This window comes from Hydrocarboniphaga sp., assembly GCF_028291725.1.
GTDB lineage: Bacteria > Pseudomonadota > Gammaproteobacteria > Nevskiales > Nevskiaceae > Hydrocarboniphaga.
Genome location: NZ_JAQGNT010000003.1, coordinates 1 through 25177, shown reverse-complemented (window position 1 = coordinate 25177; position 25177 = coordinate 1). Strand labels below are relative to the sequence as shown.

Genomic DNA, 25177 nt, shown 5'->3' with positions numbered 1-25177 from the left:
GATGTAACGAGAGCATCGTTGTTTCAGCGCAGCGAAATTGTCGTATTGACGCCGACGCTCAGCGTACTGTCGTCGAACCAGCGCTGCGTGACGGTCTTGGTCTGCGTGTAGAACAGGATCACCTGCTTGCCGTAGGGGCCGAGGTCGCCGAGCTTGGAGGCGCGCGAACCGGTGAACGAGAACAGCGGCACCGGCACCGGGATCGGCACGTTGATGCCGACCTGGCCGACATCGATGTCTTCCTGGAACTTGCGCGCTGCCGCGCCGGACTGCGTGAACAACGCAACGCCGTTGCCGTTGGGGTTGTCGTTGATCAGCCGAATCGCGTCATCGAGCGTTGCCACTTCAACCGCGATCAGCACCGGCCCGAAGATTTCCTGCTCGTAGATCGCCATGCCGGGCTTTACGCCGCTGAAGATCGTCGGCCCGACGAAGTTGCCCTGCTCATAGCCCGGCACGCTGGGATTGCGGCCATCGAGTTCGAGCTTGGCGCCTTCCAGAATACCGCGCTCGATCAGGCCGGAGACGCGCTCCAGTGCCGCGCAGGACACCACCGGGCCGACATCGGTGCCGGGCTCGAACCCGGCGTTGACCTTCAGCGTCCTGGCCTTCTCGACCAGCGCCGGCAGCCATTCGCGCGACTCGCCTACCAGCACCAGTGTCGACGCGGCCATGCAACGCTGCCCGGCTGCGCCGAACGCGGCGCCGATCAGATTGTTGAGCGTCTGCTCGCGGTTCGCATCAGGCAGCACGACGGCATGATTCTTCGCACCCATCATGCATTGCGCGCGCTTGCCGGCCAGCGTCGCACGGCGATACACGTGGGTGCCGACCTTGGTACTGCCGACGAAGGAAACCGCCTTGATATCCGGGTGATCGCAGATGCCGTTGACGGTGGCTTCGCCGCCGTGCACGAGGTTGAGCACGCCCTTGGGAATGCCGGCCTCGAGTGCCAGTTCGACCAGGCGCACCGTGACCAGCGGATCCTGCTCGGAGGGCTTCAGAATGAAGGTGTTGCCGGTGGCGATCGCCATCGGGAACATCCACAGCGGAATCATCGCCGGGAAGTTGAACGGCGTGATGCCGGCGCAGACGCCGAGCGGCTGCAGCAAGCTGAAAGTATCGACGCCGGTGGCGACGTTGTTGGCCAGCTCGCCCATCTGCAGCGTGCCGATGTTGGCCGCGTGCTCGACCACTTCGAGCCCGCGGAAGATATCGCCCTCGGCGTCGGGCAGCGTCTTGCCCTGCTCGGCGGTCAGGATCGCGGCGAGTTCCTTCATGTGCTCGCGGATCAGCTGCTGGTACTTCAGGAAGATGCGCGCGCGCACGCCGATCGAGGTCTTGCGCCAGGTTTTGAATGCGTCCTTCGCCGAAGCCACCGCCGCATCGAGTTCCTGGGCGGTGGCGAACGGCACGCGCGCCAGCACCTGCTGCGTCGCCGGGTTGATCACGTCGCGCCACTGCGTGGTCCTGGATTCGATCCATACACCGCCGATCAGTAGCTTGACGGTGGGCGGCTTGGCAGCGGCAGCAACAGACATTTCGACTCCGGTTCGCGGGCAGGTGTGCAGGCATCGGCGGATGACGACTGGTCAGACGCCGGCTGTTTTTGCATTATTCGCAATATTGGCCATAGTTAAAGCCCTGAAAATGCAAAGATCTGTGAAGGTGTTACTGAGAATCTGCAAATTTTGCGAAGAAATCGCGGCGAGTCGGGCTCGTGGCTAAGACCTTCATGGGCGTGCGCCTGCAGCGGCTGCGCGAAGAGCGCGGCATCAGCCAGGTGGCGCTGGCCAGGGCGCTGAGCATTTCGCCGAGCTATTTGAACCAGATCGAGCACAACCAGCGGCCGCTGACGGTGCCGATCCTGCTGCGCATCAACGCGCAGTTCGGTGTCGACGTGCAGGTGTTCTCCGACGACGAGGAGGCGCAGCTGATCGCCGAGGTGCGCGAGGTACTCGCCGATGCCGGCATGGAATCGGCGTCGCTGGCCGAAGCGCGCTCGCTGGCCTCGAACATGCCCGGCATCGCCCGCGCGGTGATCGAGCTGCACCGGCGCAGCCGTGTCAGCGCCGAGCGCGCCGACACGCTGGCGGCGCGCCTCGGCGACGGCCACAAGCTGGCCTCGTTCGCGCTGCCTGGCGCGCACGACGAGGTCCGCGATTACCTGAACCGCCGCCACAACCACGTCGCCGAACTCGACGAGATGGCCGAGGCGATCTTCCGCGAAAGCGGGCTCGCGGTCGGCGGCGTCGCACCGCGCCTGAGCCAGCGCCTGCACGAGCGCCACGGCGTGCGCGTGCTGCTGGCGCAGGACGACGAGACCGCCAGCAAGGCGCGCCGTTTCGACGCCGCGACGCGCGTGCTGCTGCTGGCCGACCACTTGCGGCCCGGCCAGCAGGCCTTCCAGATGGCAGTGCAACTGGCGTATCTGGAGCTGAACCAGCTGCTCGACGGCCTGATCCGCGAAGGCGGCTTCAGCAGCGCCGAATCGATGCGCCTGGCACGCATCGGCCTGGCCAACTATTTCGCCGGTGCACTGGTGATGCCGTACGCACCGTTCCTGCAATCGGCGGAGGAACTCAGTTACGACCTCGACCGCCTCTCGAACCGCTTCGGCGTGGGTTTTGAGGCGGTCTGCCATCGGCTGTCGACCTTGCAGCGGCCGGGCTCGCCGGGGCTGCCGTTTTTCTTCGTGCGCGTCGACCGCGCCGGCAACGTGTCGAAACGGCATTCGGCCGCCGACTTCCATTTCTCGCGCGTCGGCGGCAGCTGCCCGCTGTGGATCGTCTACGAGGCGTTCAGCCAACCCGAGCGCGTGCTGACCCAGATCGCCGGCATGCCCGACGGCCGCAACTACTTCTGGATCGCGCGCCAGGTGGTCAGCGGCCCGGTCGGCTACGGCCGACAGCAGAAGACCTTCGCAGTCGGACTGGGCTGCGATCTGCGCCATGCGCACCGGCTGATCTATTCACGCGGCCTGGATCTGTCCGACCCCGGCGCGGCGACGCCGATCGGCGTCGGCTGCAAGGTCTGCGAACGCGGCGACTGCCCGCAGCGCGCCTCGCCGTCGCTGCTGGAGCGCTGAATCGAGCGCCGGATCGGCTTACAATGGCCGCCGCTCGAACCCGATTAGCAGATGCGTTCCCCCATCATGAATCGTTGGCGTCACTCCTAAGCTCCGCCTCCAGAACTCCTGGAGCGCCCGCAGCGCCGTCGCGGCGAAGCCTCGCCGACGCGCCAAGCCCACACTGCTTTGGATGACCTCTCATGCTGCTCATGATCGACAACTACGACTCGTTCACCTACAACCTGGTGCAGTATTTCGGCGAACTCGGCGTCGAGGTGCAGGTGCACCGCAACGACCGGATCACAGTCGACGAAGTCGCCGCACTCAAGCCCAGTCACATCGTGCTGTCGCCCGGCCCCTGCACGCCGAATGAGGCCGGCATCTGCCTGGATCTGATCGAGCAGCTCGGCAAGACCGGGCGCTTTCCTATTCTCGGCGTCTGCCTGGGCCATCAATCCATCGGCCAGGCCTTCGGCGGCGACGTGCGTCGCGCCCGCGCGGTCATGCACGGCAAGACCAGCCTGGTGCACCACCGCGGCGAAGGCGTATTCCGCAACCTGCCGACGCCCTACACCGCGACACGCTATCACTCGCTGATCGTCGAACAGGGCACGTTCCCGAAAGAGCTGGAAGTCACGGCATGGACCCAGCACGCCGACGGCACGCGTGACGAGGTGATGGGCCTGCGCCACAGGACGCTTCCGATCGAGGGTGTGCAGTTTCATCCCGAATCGATCCTGACCGAGCACGGCCACGCGCTGCTGAAGAATTTCATCGAGGGCAGCCGATGAGCATCACACCGCAGGAGGCGCTGACCCGCACGATCGAACATCGCGAGATCTTTCATGACGAGATGATCGACCTGATGCGCCAGATCATGCGCGGCGAGGTGTCGCCGCTGATGGTCGCGGCCTTGCTCACCGGCCTGCGCGTGAAGAAGGAAACCATCGGCGAAATCGCCGCCGCCGCCAGCGTGCTGCGCGAGTTCTCGCGCAAGGTCGTGCTGCCGCCCGATCCGCATTTCGTGGATGTGGTCGGCACCGGCGGCGACGGCGCGCATACCTTCAACATCTCCACCGCGGCGAGCTTTGTGGCCGCCGCTGCCGGCGCGCGCGTCGCCAAGCACGGCAATCGCGGTGTGTCCTCGAAATCCGGTGCGGCCGACGTGCTGGAGTCGCTAGGCGCGATGATCGAGCTGGAGCCCGAGCAGGTTGCGGCCTGCATCGCCGAAGTCGGCTTCGGCTTCATGTTCGCGCCCAGGCATCATCCGGCGATGAAAGTCGTCGCGCCGGTGCGCAAGGAACTCGGCGCGCGCACGATCTTCAACATCCTCGGCCCGCTGACCAATCCGGCCGATGCGCCGAACATCCTGATGGGCGTGTTCCACGTCGATCTGGTCGGCATCCAGGTACGCGCGCTACAGCGGCTCGGCAGCCAACGCGCACTGGTGGTCTGGGGCAGCGACGGCCTCGACGAGATTTCACTGGGCGCCGCAACGCGTGTCGGCGAACTGCGCGATGGCGTGGTGCGCGAATACGAAATCCACCCCGAAGACTTCGGCATCGCGATGTCGGCAACCCGGAATCTGCGGGTCGACAACGCCGCCGAGTCGAAAAAGCGTCTGCTCGAAACCCTGGACGATCAGCCCGGCCCGGCACGCGACATCGTCGCGCTGAATGCCGGCGCAGCGCTTTATGCGGCTGGCGTCGCCAGCGACATCGGCGATGGGCTGGCGCGCGCGCGCCAGGCTATCGCCAGCGGCGCGGCGCGCAACAAACTCGACGACTACGTGCGCGTCTCGCGCCGACTCGGAGGCCTTAAATCATGAGCGGAACCCGCGATATTCTCGACACCATCCTGGCGCGCAAGCGCGAGGAAATCGCGGATCTGCGCAAGATCACAACGCTCGAAAAACTCGAGGCGCTGGCGCTCGAGCAGGATCCGCCGCGCGGGTTCGCGGCCGCGCTGCGGCGCGCGGCCATCGCCGGCCCCGCGGTGATTGCCGAGATCAAGCGAGCCTCGCCGAGCAAGGGCCTGATCCGTGCCGATTTCGATGCAAGCTGGCTGGCGCTGGAATACGAGCACGGCGGCGCGGCCTGCCTGTCGGTGCTGACCGATCGCGACTTCTTTCAAGGCGGCGACGAGTACCTGATCGCCGCTCGCCGCGCCTGTTCGCTGCCGGTGATCCGCAAGGATTTCCTGATCGACGAGATCCAGATCGTGCAGGCGCGCACGATCGGCGCCGACTGCGTGCTGCTGATCGCCGCGGCGCTGAGCCCGCAGCGCCTGCACGATCTGCACAAGGTTTCGCGAGCGCTGGGGCTCGACGTGCTGGTGGAGATTCACAACGGTGCCGAGTTGCAGCAGGTTCTGGACGCACAGATCGGCGATGACTATCTGCTGGGCATCAACAACCGCAGTTTGCGGACCTTCGAAACACGGCTGGAAACCACGCTAGAGCTGCTGGATCGCGTGCCCGCCAGCGCCGAAGTGGTGACCGAAAGCGGCATCGGCACCGCGGCCGACGTGCAGCGCATACTGGCAGCCGGCGTGCGGCGCTTCCTGGTCGGCGAATCGCTGATGCGGCAGCCGAGCCCGGCGGCTGCGCTGCGGAAACTGATCGCGTCGTAACGAAGGTTTCCGCTCGTAGCTCGGCAATCCTCTGCCGACGTGGGACCGCGGTTGCGTATCGGCTAAAACGTCGGCAAAGGATTGCCGACCTACGCGCAGCTTGACGGCTGAGCCGGCATTTGCGACAGCAGATTCACTTGGCCGGTGCGAGCCGGCTGGGCGTGAGTCGGCTGCTTTCCTTGACCTTGCACTGCACGCCGAGCACCAGGGTGCTGCGCCCCAGAGCCTGCAACATGCCGTCCTCCTCGAGTTTCTTCAGCACGCGACCGGCCATTTCGCGCGAGCAACCAATGATGCGCGCAAGTTCCTGGCGGCTGCATTTGATGACCGTGCCGCGTGCATGCGGCAAGGCGTCCGGTTGTTGACAAAGCTCCAGCAGCGCGTGGGCGAGCCGGCCGGCGACGTCGAGAAACGCCAGATCGCCGACACGGCGGCTGGTATCGCGCAGGCGAGCGGCGAGCTGGCCGGCGACTTCGTACATGATCTGAGGATTCTTCTGCACGAACGTATCGAAAGCCTGATAGCCGATCTCGGCGACCAGCGTCGGCATCCGGCTACGCACGATCGCCGAGCGCTTGGGCTGATCGGGGAACAGGCACATTTCGCCGAAAAACGAGCCCGAGTTCAAATAGGCCAGTACGATCTCGCGACCGTCAGGGTCTTCGAGCAGGATACTGACGGAGCCTTCCAGAATCAGGTAAATCGATTTGGGATCGTCGCCCGCGTGAATGATGGTGTGCTTGGGCGGCAAAGTACGCTTGTGCGCTTGCGCGACGAAGGCCCGTATGGCCGGCTTCTGCATGAACATTTACGACCCCTTTAATCACTAAAACCCTAGCCACGATAATTATTGGGTTCGGTCCCTTTTATTGCTGGAAAATAGCATCAAATTCTGAGGCCACCTAGCAAATCCGGAGAGATTCATGCACGCAAGAGTGAAGTGGGTCGAGAACGCGGCGTTTATCGGAGAAACAGGCAGCAGCCACGCCGTCGTGATCGACGGCCCGCCGGATATCGGCGGACGCAATCTCGGCGCAAGGCCGATGGAGCTGATGTTGCTCTCGGTGGGTTCGTGCTCGGCAGTCGACGTGGTCCACATCCTGAAAAAAGCGCGCCAGCCGGTCAGCGATTGCTATGTGGAGGTCGAGGGCAAACGAGCCGAAACCGAGCCCAAAGTGTTTACCGACATCCATCTGAAATTCGTGATCAAGGGTCGTGGCATGAACGAAAACCAGGTGAAGCGGGCAGTGGACCTGTCGGCCGACAAGTACTGCTCGGCGTCGATCATGCTCAAGCGCGGCGGTGTCAATGTGACCCACAGTTACGAGCTGGTCGAGACCGCGTAGGGAGGAGGGTCGCTATCCCAATGGCACTACCTTAAGCGTTGCAGTCCCTTCTCCCGCTTGCGTTCGATGCTGCCCCGAAGGGGCGGATGAGGGGCTGTTCGGCGGGAAGAAGCCCCTCACCCGGCGCTCCGCGCCACCCTCTCCCGCAGGCGGGAGAGGGGATTTTCTTCCTAAGGTAGTGCCATTGGGCTTGCGCCCCTCCTTCGAAGTCCCCCTGTAGGAGGGGCGTAAGCCCGACAGGCTGCTAGCCGCGATTGACGCCTGCAAGTGCACAATCGCGGCTAAGAGCCGCTCCTACAGTTCCGCGATTCAAGCTTCGAGCCGCTTCGCGATCAGATGATCCAGGCTCGCCTTCCCCGGCCCTGCCATCAGCAGCCAGAACAGCGCCAGCACGTAGATCGTCTCGTCGAGTTCGACGAATTCGTCCAGGGTACTGATCGTCGGTAGCACCACCAGGGCCATCGCCACCAGCATGTTGACGATCATCGCGACCATCGTCGCGCGCGTCGCCAGGCCGGCCATCATCAGGCCGCCGCCGATGAACTCGGCCCAGGCGCTCAGGCCCGCGCTGAACGCCGGGAACGGGATGCCCCAGCTGATGAAACGCTCGGTAAAACCGTCGAGGTTGTGCAGCTTGGCCCAGCCGGTTTCCAGCCAGAAGTAGCCGAACACGAGTCGCATCAGCAGCGGCGCCAGCCAGCTCAGGCGCTCGGCTGCACCGACCAGGGCGCGGTACATCGTAATGACGGATGCGGGCAGAGAATTCATGGATGGCTCCGGTTGCGGTGCCGGAATGTTCGTATTTCGCCATCGCAACCGATACAGCCGCCCGTTCCCGCAATATGCCCTACCGTCCGGCGGCCGAAAACGCAAGCGGACCGAAGCGCCTATAGTGGCGGACCGTGCTCTTGCGGCGTACTCGGAAACTCCCATGGCACGCGTCACCATCGAAGACTGTCTGCACATCATCCCCAACCAGTTCGAACTGTGTCAGGTCGCTGCCAAGCGGGCTCGCCAGCTGGCACGCGGCGCGATGCCGCACGTGCCCTGGGAAGACCACAAGTCGACGGTGATCTCGCTGAAGGAAATCGCGGCCGGCCATGTCGACCGCTCGGTGATGGCCGAAGTCGACCTGCCCCCGGTCCGCAGCTCTCAGGCCGACCTGAATCTGCCGGAACTCGCGTTCGAGATCTGAACCGGCACAGTCCCGGTCGCGGCGCCCCGGACGACCGGGCATAAGCCGCCTCCGATCCGGCATGGTCGCCGGCAGGCGGGTGCTCTAGCATTCAGCCGATGGAGCACAAACCCAGGCCCGCAGCAGAAGACACGTCCCAGTCCGTCGACAGCGTGCTGGAGGCGGTGCTCAGTTCCTACCAGCTGCGCGTGGAGATCACCGCCAACGTGCGCTACTGCGGCACCTGGTTCGAACAGGAGCCGGCGACGCGCTTCGGCCAGTTCCACCTGATCACCGATGGCGGGTGCTGGGTCAGCGGCAGTGCACTGGCATCACCCGAGCAGCTGTTCCGCGGCGACCTGATCGTGTTCCCGACCGGCACGCGGCATTCGCTGTCGGCCTCGCGCGATCCGCATCTGCCGGAGCCCAGCGAGGACGCCGGCACCTCGATGCTGTGCGGCGAGCTGGAATTCATCATGGGCATGCGCAACCCGATCTTCACCGCGCTGCCGCCCTGTTTCATCGTCCGCGCCGCGCAAAGCAGCGGCGCGTTCCGCCAACTCGCCGACATGCTGGTCGCGACCAGCACCGACCGGCGCTGGGGCCGGCAGATGGTGCAGAACAAGCTCGCGGACTCGCTGTTCACGATGGCGGTCTGCGAATACGTGCGCAGCGCCGGCGAGCCGCGCGGCCTGCTCGCCGCGCTGACCGATGTGCGTCTGTCGAAAGCGCTGGCGGCGGTGCATGAGCGGCCCGGTGACGAGTGGACGATCCAGTCCATGGCCCAGGTCGCCGGCATGTCGCGCACCGCGTTCGCCGAGCTGTTCACTCAAACCGTCGGCCAGCCACCGATCCAGTACCTGTCCAACTGGCGCGCGACCGAAGCGCGCCGGCTGCTGAAAAACCGCCGCTACTCGGTCGCATCGATCGCCGAGATGATGGGCTACCGCAGCGAGGCCGCGTTCCGGCGCTTCTTCAAGCGCGTGGACGGCGTAGGACCGGGCAAGGTGCGAGCGAATCGGGACGAGGAATCGGACAGCTGAACGTAGGTCGGCAATCCCTTGCCGACGTGTACGGTCAATGCGCAATCGAAGCCTCACGTCGGCAAAGGATTGCCGACCTACGAAAAACTCCGCGCCGGCTCCGCGGGAACCACCGGCTGCACTGGCTTGCCGCCGCTGGCGCGGAAAAGCCAAGAGCCCATAGCCGGCAGCAGGCAGATCGCGCCGAGCATATTGACCAGAAACATGAAGGACAGCAGCAGGCCCATGTCCGCCTGGAACTTCAGCGCCGACAAGGTCCAGGTGCCGACCGCGACCGCCATCGTGATCGCGGTGAACACCGCCGCGCTGCCGCGCTCGCGCATCGCGTTCTCGAACGCAGCGCAGAAGCTCACGCCCTCGTCGCGCATATGGTGCTGGATACGCTCGAACAGGTAGATGCCGTAATCGACACCGACACCGACACCGAGTGCGATCACCGGCAGGGTCGCGACTTTCAGGCCGATGCCGAGCGTGGCCATCAGCGCGTTGCAGAAAATCGACACGATCGCCAGCGGCGCGATCACGCACAGCACCGCGCGCCAACTGCGGAACGTGATCAGGCACAGAAGCGTCAGCGCGCCGAAGATCGCCAGCAGCATGCGCACTTCGGCGGCCGACACCGCTTCGTTGGTCGCGGCCATCACGCCGACGTTGCCGGAGGCCAGGCGCAGCTTCACGCCGGCGGTCGGGTTCAGCGCGATGAAGCGCTTGATCTCGGAGATCACGTGGGCGATCGTCGCGCCCTCGTGGTTCTTCATGAAGATCATCACCTGGATCGCGCGGCAGCTCTCGTTGTTGATGCCCAGGTTCGGATCGAAGCCGCGTGATCCGGTCGACAGCCCGACCTCGGAACGCGGCAGTGCGCGCATCCGCGGATTGCCCTCGTTGAAGCTGCTGATCACCAGCTTGCCGATGCCGGCCGCGCTGGTCACCGACTGCACGCCGGCAACGCCGTGCAGGAACAGCTCGAAGCGGTCGACCAGATTGATCACCGGATACTGCAGGCAGGAATCGCCCTGGAAATCCGGTGCCTCGACGATCACCGTCAGCACGTCGGTGCCGATGTTGTAGCTGTCGTTGATGACGCGATCGTCGTAGTTGTAGCGCGAGTCCGCACGCAGCTCCGGCGCGCCGCGGCCGGTGTCGCCGATCACCAGGCCGCGCGACAGCACGGTGCTGACACCCAGCAGCAGCAGGCAGGCACCGAACACCCACAGCGAATAGCGCGGATCGGCGCAGCGCGCGATGCCGCGCCACATCTTCGCCATGCGCGGTGAATCGCTGCGCGTGGACTTCTTCCAGCTCGAGGCCTCGAGCGTGACGTGGCTCAGGATGATCGGCAGGATCATCTTGTTGGTGATGATCATCAGCAGCACGCCCAGGCAGGCGGTGATACCGAGCTCGTGCACGATCGGGATGTCGATGAACATGATCACCGCGAAGCCCAGCGCATTGGTCAGCAGCGCGACCGCGCCGGGCACGAACAGCTTGCGGAACGCCGAGTGAGCAGCGGTGATCGAACTGGCGCCGCTACAGACTTCCTGGCGCCAGGCATTGGTCATCTGCACCGCGTGCGATACCCCGATCGAGAAGATCAGGAACGGCACCAGGATCGACATCGGGTCGATACCGAAACCGATCAACGGCAGTATCCCGATCAGCCACAGCACCGGCAGCAGCGCGACGATCACCGCGGTCACCGTCATCTTCACCGAGCGTGTGTACCAGAACAGCAGCGCCACCGTGATCGTGAACGCCAGACCGAAGAACGCGAACACGCCGATCAGGCCGTAGATCACGTCACCGAGCAGGCGCGCGAAGCCGATGATGTTGACCTCGACGTTGCCGCGCTCGAACTTGTGGCGGATGTCCTCGAGTTTTTTCTGCACTTCCCAGTAGTCGACGCGCTGCTTGTCGACCGGTGCATTCGGGTCGAAGTCCTGCAGGTCGGCGCGGATCAGCGCGCTCTTGCCGTCGTTGGCGACGATCAGGCCGATCTGTCCGGACAGGCCGACGTTGTGACGCACCTTGGCCAGCTCTTCCGGCGTCGCCGAAAAGCGCGCCGGCACCACCGGTTCGCCATTGAAGCCGTCTTCGGTGATCTCGAGGTAGATCGTGTTCGGTGTGAAGATCGACGAGACCTTGGTGCGATTGATGCCGGGGATGAAGAAGACCTCGTCGGTGGCCTCCTGCATCGCCTTCATGAATTCGGGGTTGTAGATGTCGCCGTCACCTTTCCAGCGCAGATTCACCAGCAGCGTGTTCGCGCCGGAGAAATCCTTCATGTAGTACATCATCGTGCGCATGTATTCATGCTGCACCGGGATCAGCTTCAGAAACCCCGGGTCGAGCTGCACATGGGTCGCGCTGTAGGCGAAGAACAGCGTCATCGCCGCGAAGATCACCGACCACAGATCGCGCAGACCGATCAGCAGATCGGCGAACTGGTTGACGGTTTTTTCTACGATGCGATCGATGACGCCGCCTGCCGCTGCACTCATCGCTGCACGCCCTGCGCAGCCCTGGTATCGGCCTTGGCGGCGACATCGCCGGGCTCGTTCTGCAGGCCGATGCCCGCTTCACCGGCTACCAGCCAGCCCTTGCCGCCGCTCAGCGGCAGCACGCTGGCGTAACGCTTGCGGTCGCCTTCCATCATCATGCTGAAGTGCCGGCCGTTGTCGGTGGAGCGGAACACGCTGCTGTTCTCGCCGACCAGGATCACGGCGCCGTCGTTGTCGATCATCGAGTCGTACAGCGACAGGCCACCGGGCACCTCGCTGCGCGTCCAGTGCTTGCCGTCATCGACGCTCAGGAAGGCATTGCCACGCATGCCGAAAGCCAGCAGCGCGTCGTCGGGCAGCCGCTGCACGCCGTAGAACGATCCCTTGTAGACCTCGGGCAGCTTGGCCCAGGTCGCGCCCTGATCGGTGCTGCGCGCCATCAGGCCGGTTTCGCCGACGATCAGCAGCGCACCGTCCCGGGCCTGGGTCATCGCCGCGAGGTGGCGGTCGCCGATCGCGGCGTGCTGCTCGTGCAGCCAGGTCTGGCCGCTGTCGCCCGACACCAGGTACTGGCCGAACGCGCCGTACGCGTAGAGCTTGCCATCGAAGGGCCCGGCGACACCGAGCAGCGCTTCGCCGCGCTCCGGATCGAAGACCACCTCGTTCCAGGTTTCGCCACGATCGGTACTGCGCACGATCCAGCCGTCGTGACCGACCGCGATCGCGGTGTCGGCGCCGGTGAAGATCACGCGGGTAAACGTGGAGCCGCGCTGCGGCCTGACGCTGACCTCGCGCCAGGGGCCGCTGGCTGCGTCGGCGATCAGGATGCGGCCGAGTTCACCGACCGCGATGCGGCGCTCGCCGGATTGCGCGAGCCCGGTGACCAGCAGGCCGTCGGCCTTGGTCATGGTCTGCGGGAACGGTGGCAAGGGCCGATGCGAAAACGAGTAGACCGCGGCAGCGGCGACGATCAGTGCCAGCAGCAAAGCAGGCCAGCCGCTGAGCAGTCCGGGCGAGCCGGCGTTGGCAGCGACAGAAGCCGCCTGCATGCGCGCATCGACGGCAAAGTCCTCGCGCGGCAGAGTCTGCGGATGGCGCGACGTCACCAGCAGGTTCGCAGTACGGGCCATCAGTGAATCTCCTCGTTCTCAAGATCGCCGATCTGTGCCGGCTTCCCTTGCATGGCACTATCCTGGCCGCTGGCCGGGGCACTGACCTCATCCATACGCGTTAAAGCAGGCAGCACGCCGATTTATGGTGGCGACCTCCCGAAATGCCTGCTGATGTTCGAGGAGAGATCCGCAGCCGGCTGAGTAGGTTGGGGTGAGCGCAGCGAACCCCAACATCGGCGCGGCATACCGTTGGGGTTCGCTGCGCTCACCCCAACCTACGCCCTTGCTGATGTCGACAAGGGATTGCCGACCTACGTTTTGCTTGGCCCTACGCCGGAATCTCGAACAGCCCCGCGGCGCCCATGCCGCCACCGATGCACATCGTGATCACGACATAGCGTTCACCGCGACGCCGGCCCTCGATCAGCGCGTGCATCACCATGCGTGCGCCGGACATGCCGAACGGATGGCCGATGCTGATCGCGCCGCCGTCGACATTGAGCCTGTCCTGCGCGATGCCTAGCTGGTCGCGGCAATACAGCACCTGGCTGGCGAAGGCCTCGTTGAGTTCCCACAGGCCGATGTCGGACACTTTCAGCCCGTGACGAGCCAGCAGTTTGGGCACCGCGAACACCGGGCCGACGCCCATCTCGTCGGCGCGGCAGCCGGCAACCGCGATGCCGCGATAGATGCCCAGCGGTGTCAGTCCGCGCGCACGGGCGTCGTCGCCGCTCATCATCAGCACCGCGGCAGCGCCGTCGGACAGCTGCGAGGCATTGCCGGCAGTGATGAACTGGCCTTCCTTCACCCACCGTCCGTTCTTCCATACCGGCTTGAGCGCGCTAAGGCTCTCCAGCGTGGTCTCGGGACGGTTGCCCTCGTCTTTTTCCAGCAGCACGCTCTGCTTGTCGGTGGGCTTGCCCTCCTTGTCGTAGAGCTGCTTGACCGAAGGCAAGGGCAGGATCTCGGCATCGAAGCGTCCGGCCTGCTGTGCGGCGGCGGTGCGCTGCTGGCTCTGCCAGGAATACTCGTCCTGCGCAAGCCGCGTGATGCCGTAACGCTGCGCAACCAGCTCGGCGGTTTCGATCATCGGGATGTAGGCAGTCGGATCGGCCGCGAGCACCGCCTCGGACTCCGCGCGGTAGCGGTTCTTGTGCGCGTTCTGCACCAGCGAAATCGACTCCAGACCACCGGCGATCACCACGCTCTGTTCGCCGGCGATGATGTTCTTGGCGCCGATCGCGATCGCCTGCATGCCCGAGCCGCACTGCCGGTCCAGGCTCATGCCGGCGACCGAGTTCGGCAGGCCGGCGGCAGTCGCGCACAGGCGCCCGAGGTTGTAGCCCTGGCTGCCCTGCTGCGCGGCGCAGCCCAGAATCACGTCGTCGACCTCAGCCGCATCGACGCCGGCACGCGCGACCACCGCGCGGACCACGTGGCCGCCGAGCACCGGCGCCTCGGTGTCGTTGAAGGCGCCGCGAAAGGCGCGGCCGATCGGCGTGCGGGCGACAGATACGATGACGGCTTCGGTCATTTGAGTTCCTTCAATCAAAAGTAATAGCGATTGATCCACTCGATCACGCAGGCCGGCTTGGCCTGGTGCTCGATCTCGACAGTGATGCGCAGATTCACCTGCACTCCGCCGTCTTTGGTTCTCTCCGCCGCGGCGATTTCGCCGCTGCCGCGGATGCGGCTGCCGACCCTGACCGGCATCGGAAAGCGCACCTTGTCCATGCCGTAGTTCAGGCCGTGCCTGAACCGGATGTCGATGATCTCCAGCGCAAAGCGCGCGGCCAGCGACAGCGTCAGAAAGCCGTGCGCGATGGTGCCGCCGAATTCGCTGTCTTTCGCGCGCTCGGCATCGACGTGGATCCACTGGTGATCGTCGGTGGCATCGGCAAAAAGATTGACGCGATCCTGCGTGACCGTCAGCCAGTCGCTGGTGCCGAGCCGGGCGCCGACGCCGGCGAGGACTTCGTCGATGGTGGTGAAAACCGGTTTGCTCATGAACGGCTCCTGGTTACGCAACTGTAGGAGCGGGTCATACCCGCGACTGAGGCTGCACCGGCACAGTCGCGGGTATGACCCGCTCCTACAGCTGAGGATTTAGGTTTCTAGGCACGCTGGCTCGACGCCGAGATCGTTTCACCCACCAGATACGACGCATAGTCCGAAGCCAGGAACACGATCACATTGGCGATCTCCCAGGCTTCGGCTGCGCGGCCGAAGGCCTCGCGGCCGGCAAGCTCCTCCAGCAGCTCCACCGGCGAGGTCCTGCGCAGATGCTCGTGAAACACGATCGACGGCGACACCGCGTTGATGCGGATGCCGAAGTCGGCGGCCTCGAGCCCCGCGCAGCGCGTCAGCGCCATCACGCCGGCTTTCGCCGCCGCGTAGTGCGCCTGCTCCTTCTGCGCGCGCCAGCCGAGCACCGAAGCGTTGTTGACGATCGCGCCGCAGCCGCGCGGCTGCATCCTGCGCAGCATCGCGCGCGTCATCCGCATCGTGCCGGTCAGGGTCACGTCGAGCACCTTGCTCCATTCCTCGTCACTCATGTCGACCAGCAGACTGCTGCCGCCGAGCCCGGCGTTGTTGACCAGCACGTCGACGCCGCCGAGCTGGTCTTCGGCGAATGCAACCAGCGCCTGCACCTCGGCCTCCTGGCTCACGTTGGCGAGCTGATGCAGCACCAGGCGATCGGGGAACTCGGCTCTCAACTTTGCCGCGGCTTCTTCGGTGCGCCGCGGATGGATGTCGGCCACGACGATGCCGCGCGCACCTTCGGCGAGGCAGCGTTGCGCGGTGGCAAAACCGATGCCGCCGCCGGCGGCGGCGGTGATCAGGATGGATTGGCCGCGGAGCAAGCCGCAGGGCGCATTGGGTGGTGGTGCTTGCTTCACGGGCCCTCTCCCTCTCCCGGCGCTGCGCGCCACCCTCTCCCAGGAGAGGGGAAATACTCAGGCTGTTGTAGGCTCATCGCTACTCGACCCCGTGCTCGAAACCGCCATCTGCGTTCACAGTCACGGCAACACACTCCGGCTTTTCCCTCTCCTGGGAGAGGGTCCCGCAGAGCGGGGGGAGAGGGCGCGCTTCGCGCGGCAAGCCCAGGCCGCGCTCCGCGATCAGGTTCAGCTGGATCTCGTTGGTGCCGGCGTAGATCGTGTCGGCGCGCGAGAAGAAAAACAGCTGCTGCAGCGGACGGATCGCATCGTCGTCGCTGAGCTCGTCGGCCGCTACACCGAGCACGTCCATGCCGAGCTTGCCGAGATCACGATGCCAGTTGGACCAGTAGTATTTGTAGATCAGCGCCTCGCGCTTCAAGCCGGGATCGGCGCCGCTGCCGAGCATGCGCAGCGCGTTGTAGCGCATCACGCGCAGGCCCGACCAGGCGAGCGCCAGCCGCTGGCGCAGCAGCGGATCGTCAACGCGGCCGGCGTCGCGCGCCGCCTGAACCACCAGCTCGAACTCGTGAGCGAAATGCATCTGCTGGCCCAAGGTCGACACGCCGCGCTCGGCCTCGAGCAGCGCCATCGCGACGCGCCAGCCGTCGCCGGGCGCGCCGACGATGTGGCCGGCTTCGGCAACCGCCTCGTCGAAGAACACTTCATTGAATTCCGCGCCGCCGCCGAGCTGACGGATCGGCCGGATCTCGATGCCCGGCTGCTTCAGCGGCAGCAGCAGAAAGCTCAAGCCCTTGCTGCCGCGCGAGCCGGGCTCGCTGCGCGCGAGCACGAAGATCCAGTCGGACTGGTGCGCCAGCGAGGTCCAGATCTTCTGGCCGGACACGCGCCAGGAACCGTCCTCGATCTGCCAGCAGCGGGTCTGCACATTGGCCAGGTCGGAGCCCGCATTCGGCTCCGAATATCCCTGCGCCCAGAACTCGCGGCCAGCGACGATTTCCGGCAGAAAGCGCTGCTGCTGCGCCGCGCTGCCGAACCGGATCAGGGTCGGGCCGATCAGGCCTTCGCCGATGTGGCCCATGCGGCCGGGGCCGCCGGCGCGCGCGTATTCCTCAAAGAAGATCACCTGCTGCGCGATCGGCAGCGCGCGGCCACCGGCCTCGGCCGGCCAGCCGACACAGGTCCAGCCGCCGGCCGCGAGTTCGCGCTCCCATTGCTTGCGCAGCGCCGGATCGGCTTCCTCGTCGCCGGGGCCGCCGCGGTGTTTCAGCGAGGCGTAGCGGCCGCTCAGATGCTGGTACATCCACGACGCAATTTCGTTGCGGAAACTTTCGTCTTCGCCTCTTCCCTTACCCAGCGCTCGGTCTGCGAGTGCCAGTTCCTGGCTAGCCCCGTGTTCCTCGCGGACCCTGAACCCGCGTAGGGCGGGTCGTGACCCGCCGTCGTCAAGCCCGGGCAAAAGCGGCGGGTCAAGACCCGCCCTACGGTCTGCGCAAGGTTCATGGAGAGGGGACAAGATGTGCGCCGCGATCTGCTCCCGCAGCGCATCCGCGGTCCCCAGCCAATGCGCGCTCGCCTGGGCACGCTTGAAGTACAGCTGCGGATCGTAGTCCCAGGTGAAGCCGACGCCGCCGTGCAACTGGATCGCCTCGGCGGCGCAGAAGAAATAAGTGTCGATCGACAGCGCCCGCGCCATCGCGCACTCGGCCTCGAGCGCGGCAGGATCATCGCTGGCCGCGGCAAACGCCGCGGCGCCGGCAACTGCCGAGCGCAGCGCCTCGATCTTCACCATCATCTCGGCACAGCGATGCTTGACCGCCTGAAAAGCGCCGACGACACGGCCGAACTGCCGGCGCTCGCCGACATGGCGCACCGTCAGATCGAGGCACTGCTGCGCGCCGCCGAGGGCTTCGGCGGCCAGATACAGCCTGACCAGCGCCGCGGCCTTGCGATAGCCGTCGGCCGCGCGGGACGGATCGTCTAGCCGCTGCGCGATCACGCCGCTCAGCTCCACCGCCGCCAGGCGCCGCGTGCCGTCCCAGGTCTGCAGCGGCCGGATCGCGACACCGGCCGCGCCGGCATCGACCGCGAACAGGCCGACGTCCTGCGCGCACGCCGCCAGCACCAGCAGCGTGTCGGCACCAGCAGCATCCGGCATCCGCGCGACGCTGCCGCTGAGCCGCCATTGCGCTCCCTGCGATGTCGCCGCGACGCGATCACCGGCGCGTCTCCAGTCGACCTCGGCCGGCAGCGGCGCACTGATGCGCAGGCTGCCTTGCGCGATCTTCGGCAGCAGGCTTTCACGCGCCACATCGCAGCCGAGCGCGTCGAGCAGGGTCGCGGCCAGCACCGCGGTCGAGAAATACGGCGCGCACAGCAGATGCCGGCCGATGCTCTCCATCACCAGCGACTGCTCGACAGGCCCGAGGCCGAGCCCGCCGAAACTTTCCGGGATCGCCAGCGCACACCAGCCGAGTTCGGAGGCAATGCGCAGCCACACCGTCTCGTCATAGCCCTGGGGGCTGTCCATCGCGCGGCGCACGGCCGCGCTGTCGCTGACAGCGGCCAGGAAGCTCTCGGCCGCGTCGCGGATCATCTGCTGGTCGTTGCTCAGGCTCAGGTTCACGGTCGGCTTGCGGCTGCGGGCGCGGCGATGCGGCCGCAGCCCCGGGGTTTCGGATGATCCTCATTATTCGGCCGCGATCCTGCGGGCTCTTCATCCGATGAGACGACGATAGCGATAGGCGGCGGGATCATCCGCGGCCAGCACACTCACGTGCCGTAGACTTTCTGCGGCTTGAGGCCGCGCTCGATCAGGCCGGCGACGACCTCGCTCAGTTCAGCCGGATTCCAGCGCGCCTTTTTGTCGGCGACGGCGCCGGTATGCCAGCCCTCGCCGATCGACAACTTGCCGCCTTCGACTTCGAACACTCGGCCGCTCACGTCCTTCGACAAGGGGCTGCACAGCCAGACCACCAGCGGCGCGACATTGGCCGGATCGTAGTAGTCGAAAGTCTCGCCGTCCTTGCGCTTCATCATGTCGGCGAACACCTTCTCGGTCATGCCGGTGCGCGCGGCCGGCGCCAGTGCATTGGCGGTGACGCCGTAGCGCGCCAGTTCCGCCGCCTGCACCAGGGTCAGCGCGGCGATGCCGCCCTTGGCCGCCGAATAATTGCTCTGCCCGACCGAGCCCTGCAGGCCGGCGCCGGAGCTGGTGTTGATGATGCGCGCATCAACTTTGTTGCCGGCCTTGACCTGGTCGCGCCAGCGACGCACCAGCGTGTTGGCGATGCAGAAATGGCCTTTCAGATGGACCTTCACCACCAGGTCCCAGTCGTCTTCGCTCAGCGACGCGAACATGCGGTCGCGGACGATGCCGGCGTTGTTGACCACGCCGTGCACGTCACCGAAGGCGTTCACGCCGGCGGCGACGATCGCCTCGGCGCCAGCCATGCTGGTGATGTCGTCGGCGCTGGCGACGGCCTGGCCGCCGGCGGTTGTTATTTCGGCCACGACCGCGTCCGCGGCTTCACTGCGAATATCGTTGACGATGACGCCGGCGCCTTCGGCTGCGAGCGCCAGCGCATAGGCGCGGCCGAGACCACCGCCGGCGCCGGTGACGATGATGTTGCGCTTGCTGCAGATGCCCATTCGATGCCCTTTCTCGAATTCGTGGGTTGGGGGTGAATTTCGTGAACCCCAACGTCGGCGCGGACGAATGTTGGGGTTCGCTGCGCTCACCCCAACCTACGATCAGCAATCGGTCTCGTGCTACAGCCGCTCGATGATCGTCACGTTGGCCACGCCGCCGCCTTCGCACATCGTCTGCAAACCGTAGCGGCCACCCGTGCGTTCCAGCTCGTGCAGCAAGGTCGTCATCAGCTTGGCGCCGGTCGCGCCCAGCGGATGCGCCAGCGCGATGCCGCCGCCGTTGACATTGGTTTTTGCCGGGGAATAACCGGTTTCCTTGAACCAGGCCAGCACCACCGGCGCGAAGGCCTCGTTTATCTCGACCAGGTCGATGTCGTTCATCGTCATGCCGGCGCGTTGAAGCGCGACACGCGTCGCCGGGATCGGCGCGGTCAGCATGAAGATCGGATCGTCGGCGTACACGCTGATGTGGTGGATACGCGCACGCGGTTTCAGGCCGTAGCGCTTCAGTGCCGCTTCCGACACCACCAGCACCGCCGACGAGGCATCACCGGTCTGGCTCGACACGCCGGCGGTGATCGTGCCGCCCGGCGCCAGCGGCTCGAGCTTCTGCATCTGCTCGATCGAGGTATCGCGCGTGGTCTCGTCATGCTCCAGGCCGTTGATCGGAATGATCTCACGCTTGAAGCGGCCCTCGGCGATAGCACGGCGCGCGCGCACATGGCTCTCCAGTGAGAAACGCTCCATGTCGTCGCGCGAGATTTCCCATTTGTCGGCGATCATCTGCGCGCCGACGAACTGCGACACCGGCTGCGTGCCGAAGCGCAGGGCCCAGCCCTTGCTGCCCGAGAACGGATCGGAGAATCCCAGCGGCTGCGCCGCGATCATCGCCGAGCTGATCGGGATCTGCGTCATCGTCTGCACGCCGCCGGCGACGACCACGTCCTGGGTGCCGCTCATCACCGCCTGCGCGGCGAAATGTACCGCCTGCTGCGAGCTGCCGCACTGGCGGTCGATGGTCACGCCGGGCACATGCAGCGGCAGGCCGGCGGCGAGCCAGCTGGTGCGCGCGATATTGCCGGCCAGCGGGCCGATCGCATCCAGGCAGCCGAAAATCACGTCGTCGTAATCGTCGGCCGGGATGGCGTTGCGCTGCACCAGCGCTTTCAGAATGTGCGCGCCGAGGTCGGCGCCATGAATGTTCGCCAGCGTACCCTTGCGCTTGCCGGTGGGCGTGCGGATCGCGTCGACGATATAGGCTTCAGCCATGATGGATTCCCTTTAGTGGTTTGTCGCAGCGGCCGGCGAAAGTCTCGCCTGGGCCGAGAGTAGCGCCCTCGCCCAGCACCAGGGTGGCGACGCGCTGCTTGTGGAAAATGCGGTCGCCGTAAGCATTGTCAAGCGCCCAGGCGCGCTTCATGAACATCTGCAGATCGGCTTCCCAGGTGTAGCCCATCGCGCCGTGCACCTGGAGGCTGCGGCGTGCCGCGAGCCGCGCTGCTTCACCGGCTGCCAGCTTGGCCTGCGACACGAAGGCGGCGCGCTGCGGCAACTCCTGCGACACCGCATAGGCCGCTCGATGAACCACCGGCTCGGTGAATTCGGCTTTCACGGCGACGTCGGCCAGATGGTGCTTGACCGCCTGGAACGTACCCACCGGCTTGCCGAACTGCTTGCGCTGCGCGGCATGATCGACGCCCAGATCGAGCATGCGGTGGGTCAGCCCGAGCAATTGCGCGGCGACGGCCAGCGCGCCGCGGTTCAGCACACCGTCCCACAGATCACGGCCCGCGGAGGCCGGGCACACGCGGGTCTCGCGCGTCGGTGTCCACTCGATCCGGTACAGGCGGCGCGACATGTCGATGCTCGGGTTGAGCGTGAGCCTGACCCGATCCTGCGTCAGTGCGTGCACTTCGCCATCAAAATGCAGCAGCAGCAGATCGGCCATTTCGGCGTCGGCAACCAGCGGGTTCAGCGGATGGCCGACGGCGATACGCGCACGGCCCTCCGCGATCAGCGGCAGCCACTTGCGTTTCAGTGCGACGTCCGACGGCATCTTCTTCAGCAGATAGACGCCGAGGTAGGCGGTGTCGGTCAGCGAGTCCGGGATCGCGTAGTAGCCGAGCTCCTGGTGGACCAGTATCCAGTCCAAATCGTTCTGGCCGATGCCGCCGAATTCCTCGGGCACCGACAGCGCGGTGAGGCCCTGGTCGGCGAGCTTGCCGCGCAGTTCGGCGGAACGGCCGCTGTGCGTCTCCCAGATTTCACGCAGCCATTCCGGCGCCGCTTCCACCATCAGGAACTTGCGGATCGCGTCGCGGAAAGCGAGCTGCTGGTCGTCGAAAGTGAAATCCATGGGTTAACCGAACACAAGCTTGATACTGGAACTGTAGGAGCGGGTCGTACCCGCGACTGAGACCCCGCCGGTACAGTCGCGGGTATGACCCGCTCCTACAGTGGCTACGATCAGGCTCATGCTATCTCGGCAATCCGAGCATGCGCTCGGCGATGATGTTGCGTTGAATCTCGTTGGTGCCGGCGTAGATCGGCCCGGCCTGCGCGAACAGGAAGCCGTCGAGCCAGTTGCCGATACCCGCAGCGTCCGGTGCCTCGGGCATCAGTTCGCCGCGCGTGCCGAGAATGCGCATCGCGGTCTCGTGCATATGCAGATCGAGCTCGGACCAGAAAATCTTGTTGGTGCTGGCCTCGGCGCCGATGTGGCCACCCTTGGCCAGCCGGCACGCCGTGCGATACGTGGCCAGCGTGTAGGCCTCCGCGCCCATCCAGCTCTCGACGACCGCGTCGCGCAGGCTCGGGTCGGCCGCGGCGCGCTCCGGATTGCGGCGCAGCAGATCGGTGAGCAGCCGCGCGGTCTGCTGGAAACGCGCCGGCGAGCGCAGCATCAGGCCGCGCTCGAAGCCGGCCGTTGCCATCGCGATGCTCCAGCCTGCACCTTCGTCGCCCAGACGATTGGACACCGGCACGCGCACCTCGTCCATGAAGATTTCGGCAAAGCCCGGCAGGCCGTTGAGCTGGCGGATCGGCCGGCGCGTAATACCCGGCAGGTTCAGCGGGAACAGGATGAAAGTCAGGCCGTGATGGCGCTGCGAACCCTCCTCGGTGCGGAACAGCCCGAAAGCCCAATCGGCCCACACCGCGCGCGTCGACCAGGTCTTCTGGCCGCTGATCACATAGTGGTCGCCGTCGCGTACCGCGCGGCTGCGGATCGCCGCCATATCGGAGCCGGCACCGGGCTCCGACCAGGCCTGCGCCCAGACGTCTTCGGCGGTCGCCATGCGCGGCAGGATGCTGCGCTTCTGCGCCTCGGTACCGTATTCCATCAGCGTCGGCGCGAGCAGGAAAATACCGTTCTGATTGACACGCAGCGGCGCGCCGGCTGCCCAGTATTCTTCTTCGAAGATCAGCCACTCGATCAGGTCGGTACCACGGCCGCCGACCTCTTTCGGCCAGGTGACCGCGGAGTATCCGACGGTCGACAGCTCGCGCTCCCAGGCGCGGTGCTGGGCGAAACCTGGCTCGGTGTCGAAGCTCTGCAGCGGTTCGCGCGGCACATGCCCGGCGAGCCACTCGCGCACCTCGGCGCGGAAGCGCTTCTGCTTTTCGGTGTACTCCAGTCTCATGGGGTCTCGGTTCTGTTGAGCTGCGCATCGCGCTTTTCGACGAACGCAGCCCGCGTTTCAGCCGAGTCCTTGGCCATATAGGCCTGCAAGGTGAAGCCCTGTTCCCAGCGGTACTTGTCCTCTAAGTTTCCGTCCTCGATGCCGTTCAGCGATTCCTTGGCCAGGCGGATCATCGCGCTGCTCTTCGCGGCGATCTTCGCGGCGATTTCCAGCGCGGCCGCACGCAGCTGATCAGGAGCGACGACTCGCTCCACCGCGCCGAGGCGATGCGCCTCGGCGGCGGTGATCGCATCGCCGGTGAAATACATCATCCGCACTTTCTGCACCGGGAACAGCCGCTGCAGATGCGCGCCGCCGCCCATCGCGCCGCGATCGACTTCGGGCACGCCGAACGTCGCGTTGTCGGCGGCGACGACGATGTCCGCCGCACCGGCCAGGCCGATGCCGCCGCCGAGCACGAAGCCGTGCACCGCGACGATCACCGGCAAGGGGTTGCGATGCACCGCCTCGAAACTGCGGTAGTTGCCGGCGTTCACCGAGACGATTTTCTCGGGGTGCTGGTTCAGTTCCTTGATATCGACGCCGGCGCAGAAGCCGCGGCCTTCGGCGCGCAGCAGGATCACGCGCGCGCTCGGCTCGCGACCGAGCCGCGCGATCTCGTCGGCGAGCGCATGCCAGCCGGCGTCGTTGAGCGCGTTGACCGGCGGCGCGTCGATCACCAGTTCGGCGATGCCGTCGGTAATCACCGTTTGGAACGGGGTGCGGAAGGGAGTTGTCATGTTTTAGAGGCCAGCCGCTTGTCTCCCCTCTCCTGGGAGAGGGGCCGGGGGAGAGGGTTGCACGCTCGGAGAGAGACCCTCTCCCGGCGCTTCGCGCCACCCTCTCCCAGGAGAGGGGAACAGCGCTGCGAGTCTGGCTTCGGCTTCTGCGACGATGCTCGCGATTAGCTGCTCGACGCCAGGCAATGCATCAATCACCGCCGCGACTTGCCCGCTCGGCAGCACGCCTTCATCGGGCCGGCCTTCAACCATAGCGCGCTGAATCAGCACCGGCGCGTTCGCCGACATCATGGTCTGGATCGCCGAGTCGCCTTCACGCAGCGCGCCAACGAAAGTCTTCGCCATCTGCGCGACCGACATGCCGGTATGTGCGCGCCATTTCCATGCACTGGACAGGGCCACGAACAAGCGATGCAGCAGACCACCGCTTTCGAGCTTCAACAGGTAGGGGTTGGCTATCATCCGCTGCGGCATACCGTCGACCGCGGTCGACGCGCGAATCTGACTCGGCTCTTTGACTTCGATGTACTTCTGCAGCGTCGCACGCGGCACCGGCGATTCCGCGGTCATCAGGAAGCGCGTACCCATCGCGATGCCGGCCGCACCGAATGCAAGCGCACCGGCGAGGCCGCGTCCGTCGTGGAAGCCACCCGCCGCAACCACCGGCACCTTGACCGCGTTCAACACCTGCGGCAGCAGCAGCGTGGTCGGCACCGAACCGGTATGCCCGCCGCCTTCCGAACCTTGCACGGTGATGATGTCGGCACCGAGCTCGACCGCTTTCTGCGCGTGCTTGAGCGCGCCGACCGTCGGCATGCATAGCACACCGGCATTCTTGAAGCGCCTGATCGTGGCGGCGTCCGGGCCACGGCCGTAGGACACCGCGCGTACGCGGTCCGCGTTCTTTAGCACCAGCTCGATCACGTCGCGCGCGTTCGGCTGGAACATGTGGAAGTTGACGCCGAAGTTATGCGGCGTCGCTGCGCGCACGCGCAGGATTTCGGCCGCGAGCAGCTCGGTGCTCATCGTCGCCGCCGCGAGAAACCCGAAGCCGCCAGCGTTGCTGGTCGCCGCCACCAGCCTGCTGTCGGCAACCCAGCCCATCGCGGTCTGCACGATCGGATAGCGGCATCCGAGCAGTTCGGTCAGCGGGGTTTTCAGCGCGGCGTTCATTGCTTCCCTCGATACGGCGCTGCGCGCCTGCTCGGGATGAACCGGTTTTTGTTGAGACTCGAAGATTCAAAGCCTCGTAGGGCGGGTCGCGTCCCGCCGCTTTTGCTGTGCCTGCCAAAAAGGCGGGGCGCGACCCGCCCAACGGGGAGGCGCAGA

The 25177-nt window shown here is 65.8% G+C and carries 21 protein-coding genes and 2 pseudogenes; 7 read left to right on the top strand and 16 right to left on the bottom strand.

The window, feature by feature from the left end; all coding sequences use genetic code 11:
* Positions 1-23: 23 nt before the first annotated feature.
* Positions 24-1541: a CoA-acylating methylmalonate-semialdehyde dehydrogenase gene (locus JWQ90_RS01065; RefSeq protein ID WP_299688040.1), complete on the bottom strand. Its 1518-nt coding sequence runs from the start codon at positions 1539-1541 to the stop codon at positions 24-26.
* Positions 1542-1720: 179 nt separating this feature from the next.
* Between JWQ90_RS01065 and JWQ90_RS01060 the strand changes: the two genes are divergently transcribed.
* The 4 genes from JWQ90_RS01060 to trpC all read left to right on the top strand — a co-directional run bounded on the left by JWQ90_RS01060 (position 1721) and on the right by trpC (position 5701).
* Positions 1721-3088 carry a short-chain fatty acyl-CoA regulator family protein gene (locus tag JWQ90_RS01060; RefSeq protein WP_299688037.1) on the top strand — a complete coding sequence of 456 codons (1368 nt, stop codon included), beginning with the start codon at positions 1721-1723 and terminating at the stop codon, positions 3086-3088.
* A gap of 182 nt (positions 3089-3270) precedes the next feature.
* Positions 3271-3861, top strand: coding sequence for an aminodeoxychorismate/anthranilate synthase component II (locus JWQ90_RS01055; protein WP_299688034.1), 591 nt, complete (start codon positions 3271-3273; stop codon positions 3859-3861).
* Positions 3858-4898: an anthranilate phosphoribosyltransferase gene (gene trpD / locus JWQ90_RS01050; RefSeq protein WP_299688031.1), complete on the top strand. Its 1041-nt coding sequence runs from the start codon at positions 3858-3860 to the stop codon at positions 4896-4898. The genes JWQ90_RS01055 and trpD overlap by 4 nt, the downstream gene beginning before the upstream one ends.
* Complete coding sequence (gene trpC, locus JWQ90_RS01045) at positions 4895-5701, top strand: indole-3-glycerol phosphate synthase TrpC (RefSeq protein ID WP_299688028.1); 807 nt, start codon at positions 4895-4897, stop codon at positions 5699-5701. The genes trpD and trpC overlap by 4 nt, the downstream gene beginning before the upstream one ends.
* 133 nt (positions 5702-5834) lie before the next feature.
* On the opposite strand, the gene JWQ90_RS01040 is transcribed toward trpC, so the two are convergent.
* Positions 5835-6509 (bottom strand): cyclic nucleotide-binding domain-containing protein, encoded by a 675-nt coding sequence (locus JWQ90_RS01040; RefSeq protein ID WP_299688025.1) that lies wholly within the window; start codon positions 6507-6509, stop codon positions 5835-5837.
* Positions 6510-6624: 115 nt separating this feature from the next.
* Between JWQ90_RS01040 and JWQ90_RS01035 the strand changes: the two genes are divergently transcribed.
* The gene (locus tag JWQ90_RS01035) at positions 6625-7047 is read left to right on the top strand and encodes an OsmC family protein (RefSeq protein WP_299688022.1); all 423 of its coding nucleotides are present in this window, start codon (positions 6625-6627) and stop codon (positions 7045-7047) included.
* A gap of 309 nt (positions 7048-7356) precedes the next feature.
* Here the strand turns inward: JWQ90_RS01035 and JWQ90_RS01030 are convergent, their stop codons facing one another.
* A complete protein-coding gene (locus JWQ90_RS01030; RefSeq protein WP_299688019.1) occupies positions 7357-7815 on the bottom strand; it encodes a DoxX family protein in 459 nt (152 codons plus the stop codon).
* Between the two features lie 163 nt (positions 7816-7978).
* On the opposite strand from JWQ90_RS01030, the gene rpoZ reads away from it, so the two are divergent.
* The gene (gene rpoZ, locus JWQ90_RS01025) at positions 7979-8242 is read left to right on the top strand and encodes a DNA-directed RNA polymerase subunit omega (RefSeq protein ID WP_299688016.1); all 264 of its coding nucleotides are present in this window, start codon (positions 7979-7981) and stop codon (positions 8240-8242) included.
* Positions 8243-8340: 98 nt separating this feature from the next.
* Positions 8341-9264: an AraC family transcriptional regulator gene (locus tag JWQ90_RS01020; protein ID WP_299688013.1), complete on the top strand. Its 924-nt coding sequence runs from the start codon at positions 8341-8343 to the stop codon at positions 9262-9264.
* A 77-nt stretch (positions 9265-9341) separates the two neighbouring features.
* Here JWQ90_RS01020 and JWQ90_RS01015 read toward each other — a convergent pair whose 3' ends face one another.
* The 13 genes and pseudogenes from JWQ90_RS01015 to JWQ90_RS00960 all read right to left on the bottom strand — a co-directional run bounded on the left by JWQ90_RS01015 (position 9342) and on the right by JWQ90_RS00960 (position 25021).
* Positions 9342-11765 (bottom strand): efflux RND transporter permease subunit, encoded by a 2424-nt coding sequence (locus JWQ90_RS01015; protein ID WP_299688010.1) that lies wholly within the window; start codon positions 11763-11765, stop codon positions 9342-9344.
* The gene (locus JWQ90_RS01010) at positions 11762-12895 is read right to left on the bottom strand and encodes a YCF48-related protein (protein ID WP_299688007.1); all 1134 of its coding nucleotides are present in this window, start codon (positions 12893-12895) and stop codon (positions 11762-11764) included. The genes JWQ90_RS01015 and JWQ90_RS01010 overlap by 4 nt, the downstream gene beginning before the upstream one ends.
* 310 nt (positions 12896-13205) lie before the next feature.
* Positions 13206-14411 (bottom strand): acetyl-CoA C-acyltransferase, encoded by a 1206-nt coding sequence (locus JWQ90_RS01005; RefSeq protein WP_299688004.1) that lies wholly within the window; start codon positions 14409-14411, stop codon positions 13206-13208.
* A 14-nt stretch (positions 14412-14425) separates the two neighbouring features.
* Positions 14426-14884 carry a MaoC family dehydratase gene (locus JWQ90_RS01000; protein ID WP_299688001.1) on the bottom strand — a complete coding sequence of 153 codons (459 nt, stop codon included), beginning with the start codon at positions 14882-14884 and terminating at the stop codon, positions 14426-14428.
* A 107-nt stretch (positions 14885-14991) separates the two neighbouring features.
* Positions 14992-15777: an SDR family oxidoreductase gene (locus JWQ90_RS00995; protein WP_299687998.1), complete on the bottom strand. Its 786-nt coding sequence runs from the start codon at positions 15775-15777 to the stop codon at positions 14992-14994.
* A 184-nt stretch (positions 15778-15961) separates the two neighbouring features.
* Positions 15962-17080 (bottom strand): annotated as a pseudogene (locus JWQ90_RS29050) (acyl-CoA dehydrogenase family protein); the annotation flags it as partial.
* A 222-nt stretch (positions 17081-17302) separates the two neighbouring features.
* Positions 17303-18373 (bottom strand): annotated as a pseudogene (locus JWQ90_RS29045) (acyl-CoA dehydrogenase family protein); the annotation flags it as partial.
* A 176-nt stretch (positions 18374-18549) separates the two neighbouring features.
* Positions 18550-19428, bottom strand: coding sequence for an SDR family oxidoreductase (locus JWQ90_RS00985; RefSeq protein ID WP_299687992.1), 879 nt, complete (start codon positions 19426-19428; stop codon positions 18550-18552).
* Positions 19429-19548: 120 nt separating this feature from the next.
* Positions 19549-20697 (bottom strand): acetyl-CoA C-acetyltransferase, encoded by a 1149-nt coding sequence (locus JWQ90_RS00980; protein ID WP_299687989.1) that lies wholly within the window; start codon positions 20695-20697, stop codon positions 19549-19551.
* Positions 20690-21784, bottom strand: a complete 1095-nt coding sequence (locus JWQ90_RS00975) for an acyl-CoA dehydrogenase family protein (RefSeq protein ID WP_299687986.1) — start codon at positions 21782-21784, stop codon at positions 20690-20692. The genes JWQ90_RS00980 and JWQ90_RS00975 overlap by 8 nt, the downstream gene beginning before the upstream one ends.
* A gap of 121 nt (positions 21785-21905) precedes the next feature.
* Complete coding sequence (locus JWQ90_RS00970; protein WP_299687984.1) at positions 21906-23069, bottom strand: acyl-CoA dehydrogenase family protein; 1164 nt, start codon at positions 23067-23069, stop codon at positions 21906-21908.
* The gene (locus JWQ90_RS00965) at positions 23066-23848 is read right to left on the bottom strand and encodes an enoyl-CoA hydratase family protein (protein ID WP_299687982.1); all 783 of its coding nucleotides are present in this window, start codon (positions 23846-23848) and stop codon (positions 23066-23068) included. The genes JWQ90_RS00970 and JWQ90_RS00965 overlap by 4 nt, the downstream gene beginning before the upstream one ends.
* 3 nt (positions 23849-23851) lie before the next feature.
* The gene (locus JWQ90_RS00960) at positions 23852-25021 is read right to left on the bottom strand and encodes a nitronate monooxygenase (RefSeq protein ID WP_299687979.1); all 1170 of its coding nucleotides are present in this window, start codon (positions 25019-25021) and stop codon (positions 23852-23854) included.
* Positions 25022-25177 lie beyond the last annotated feature (156 nt).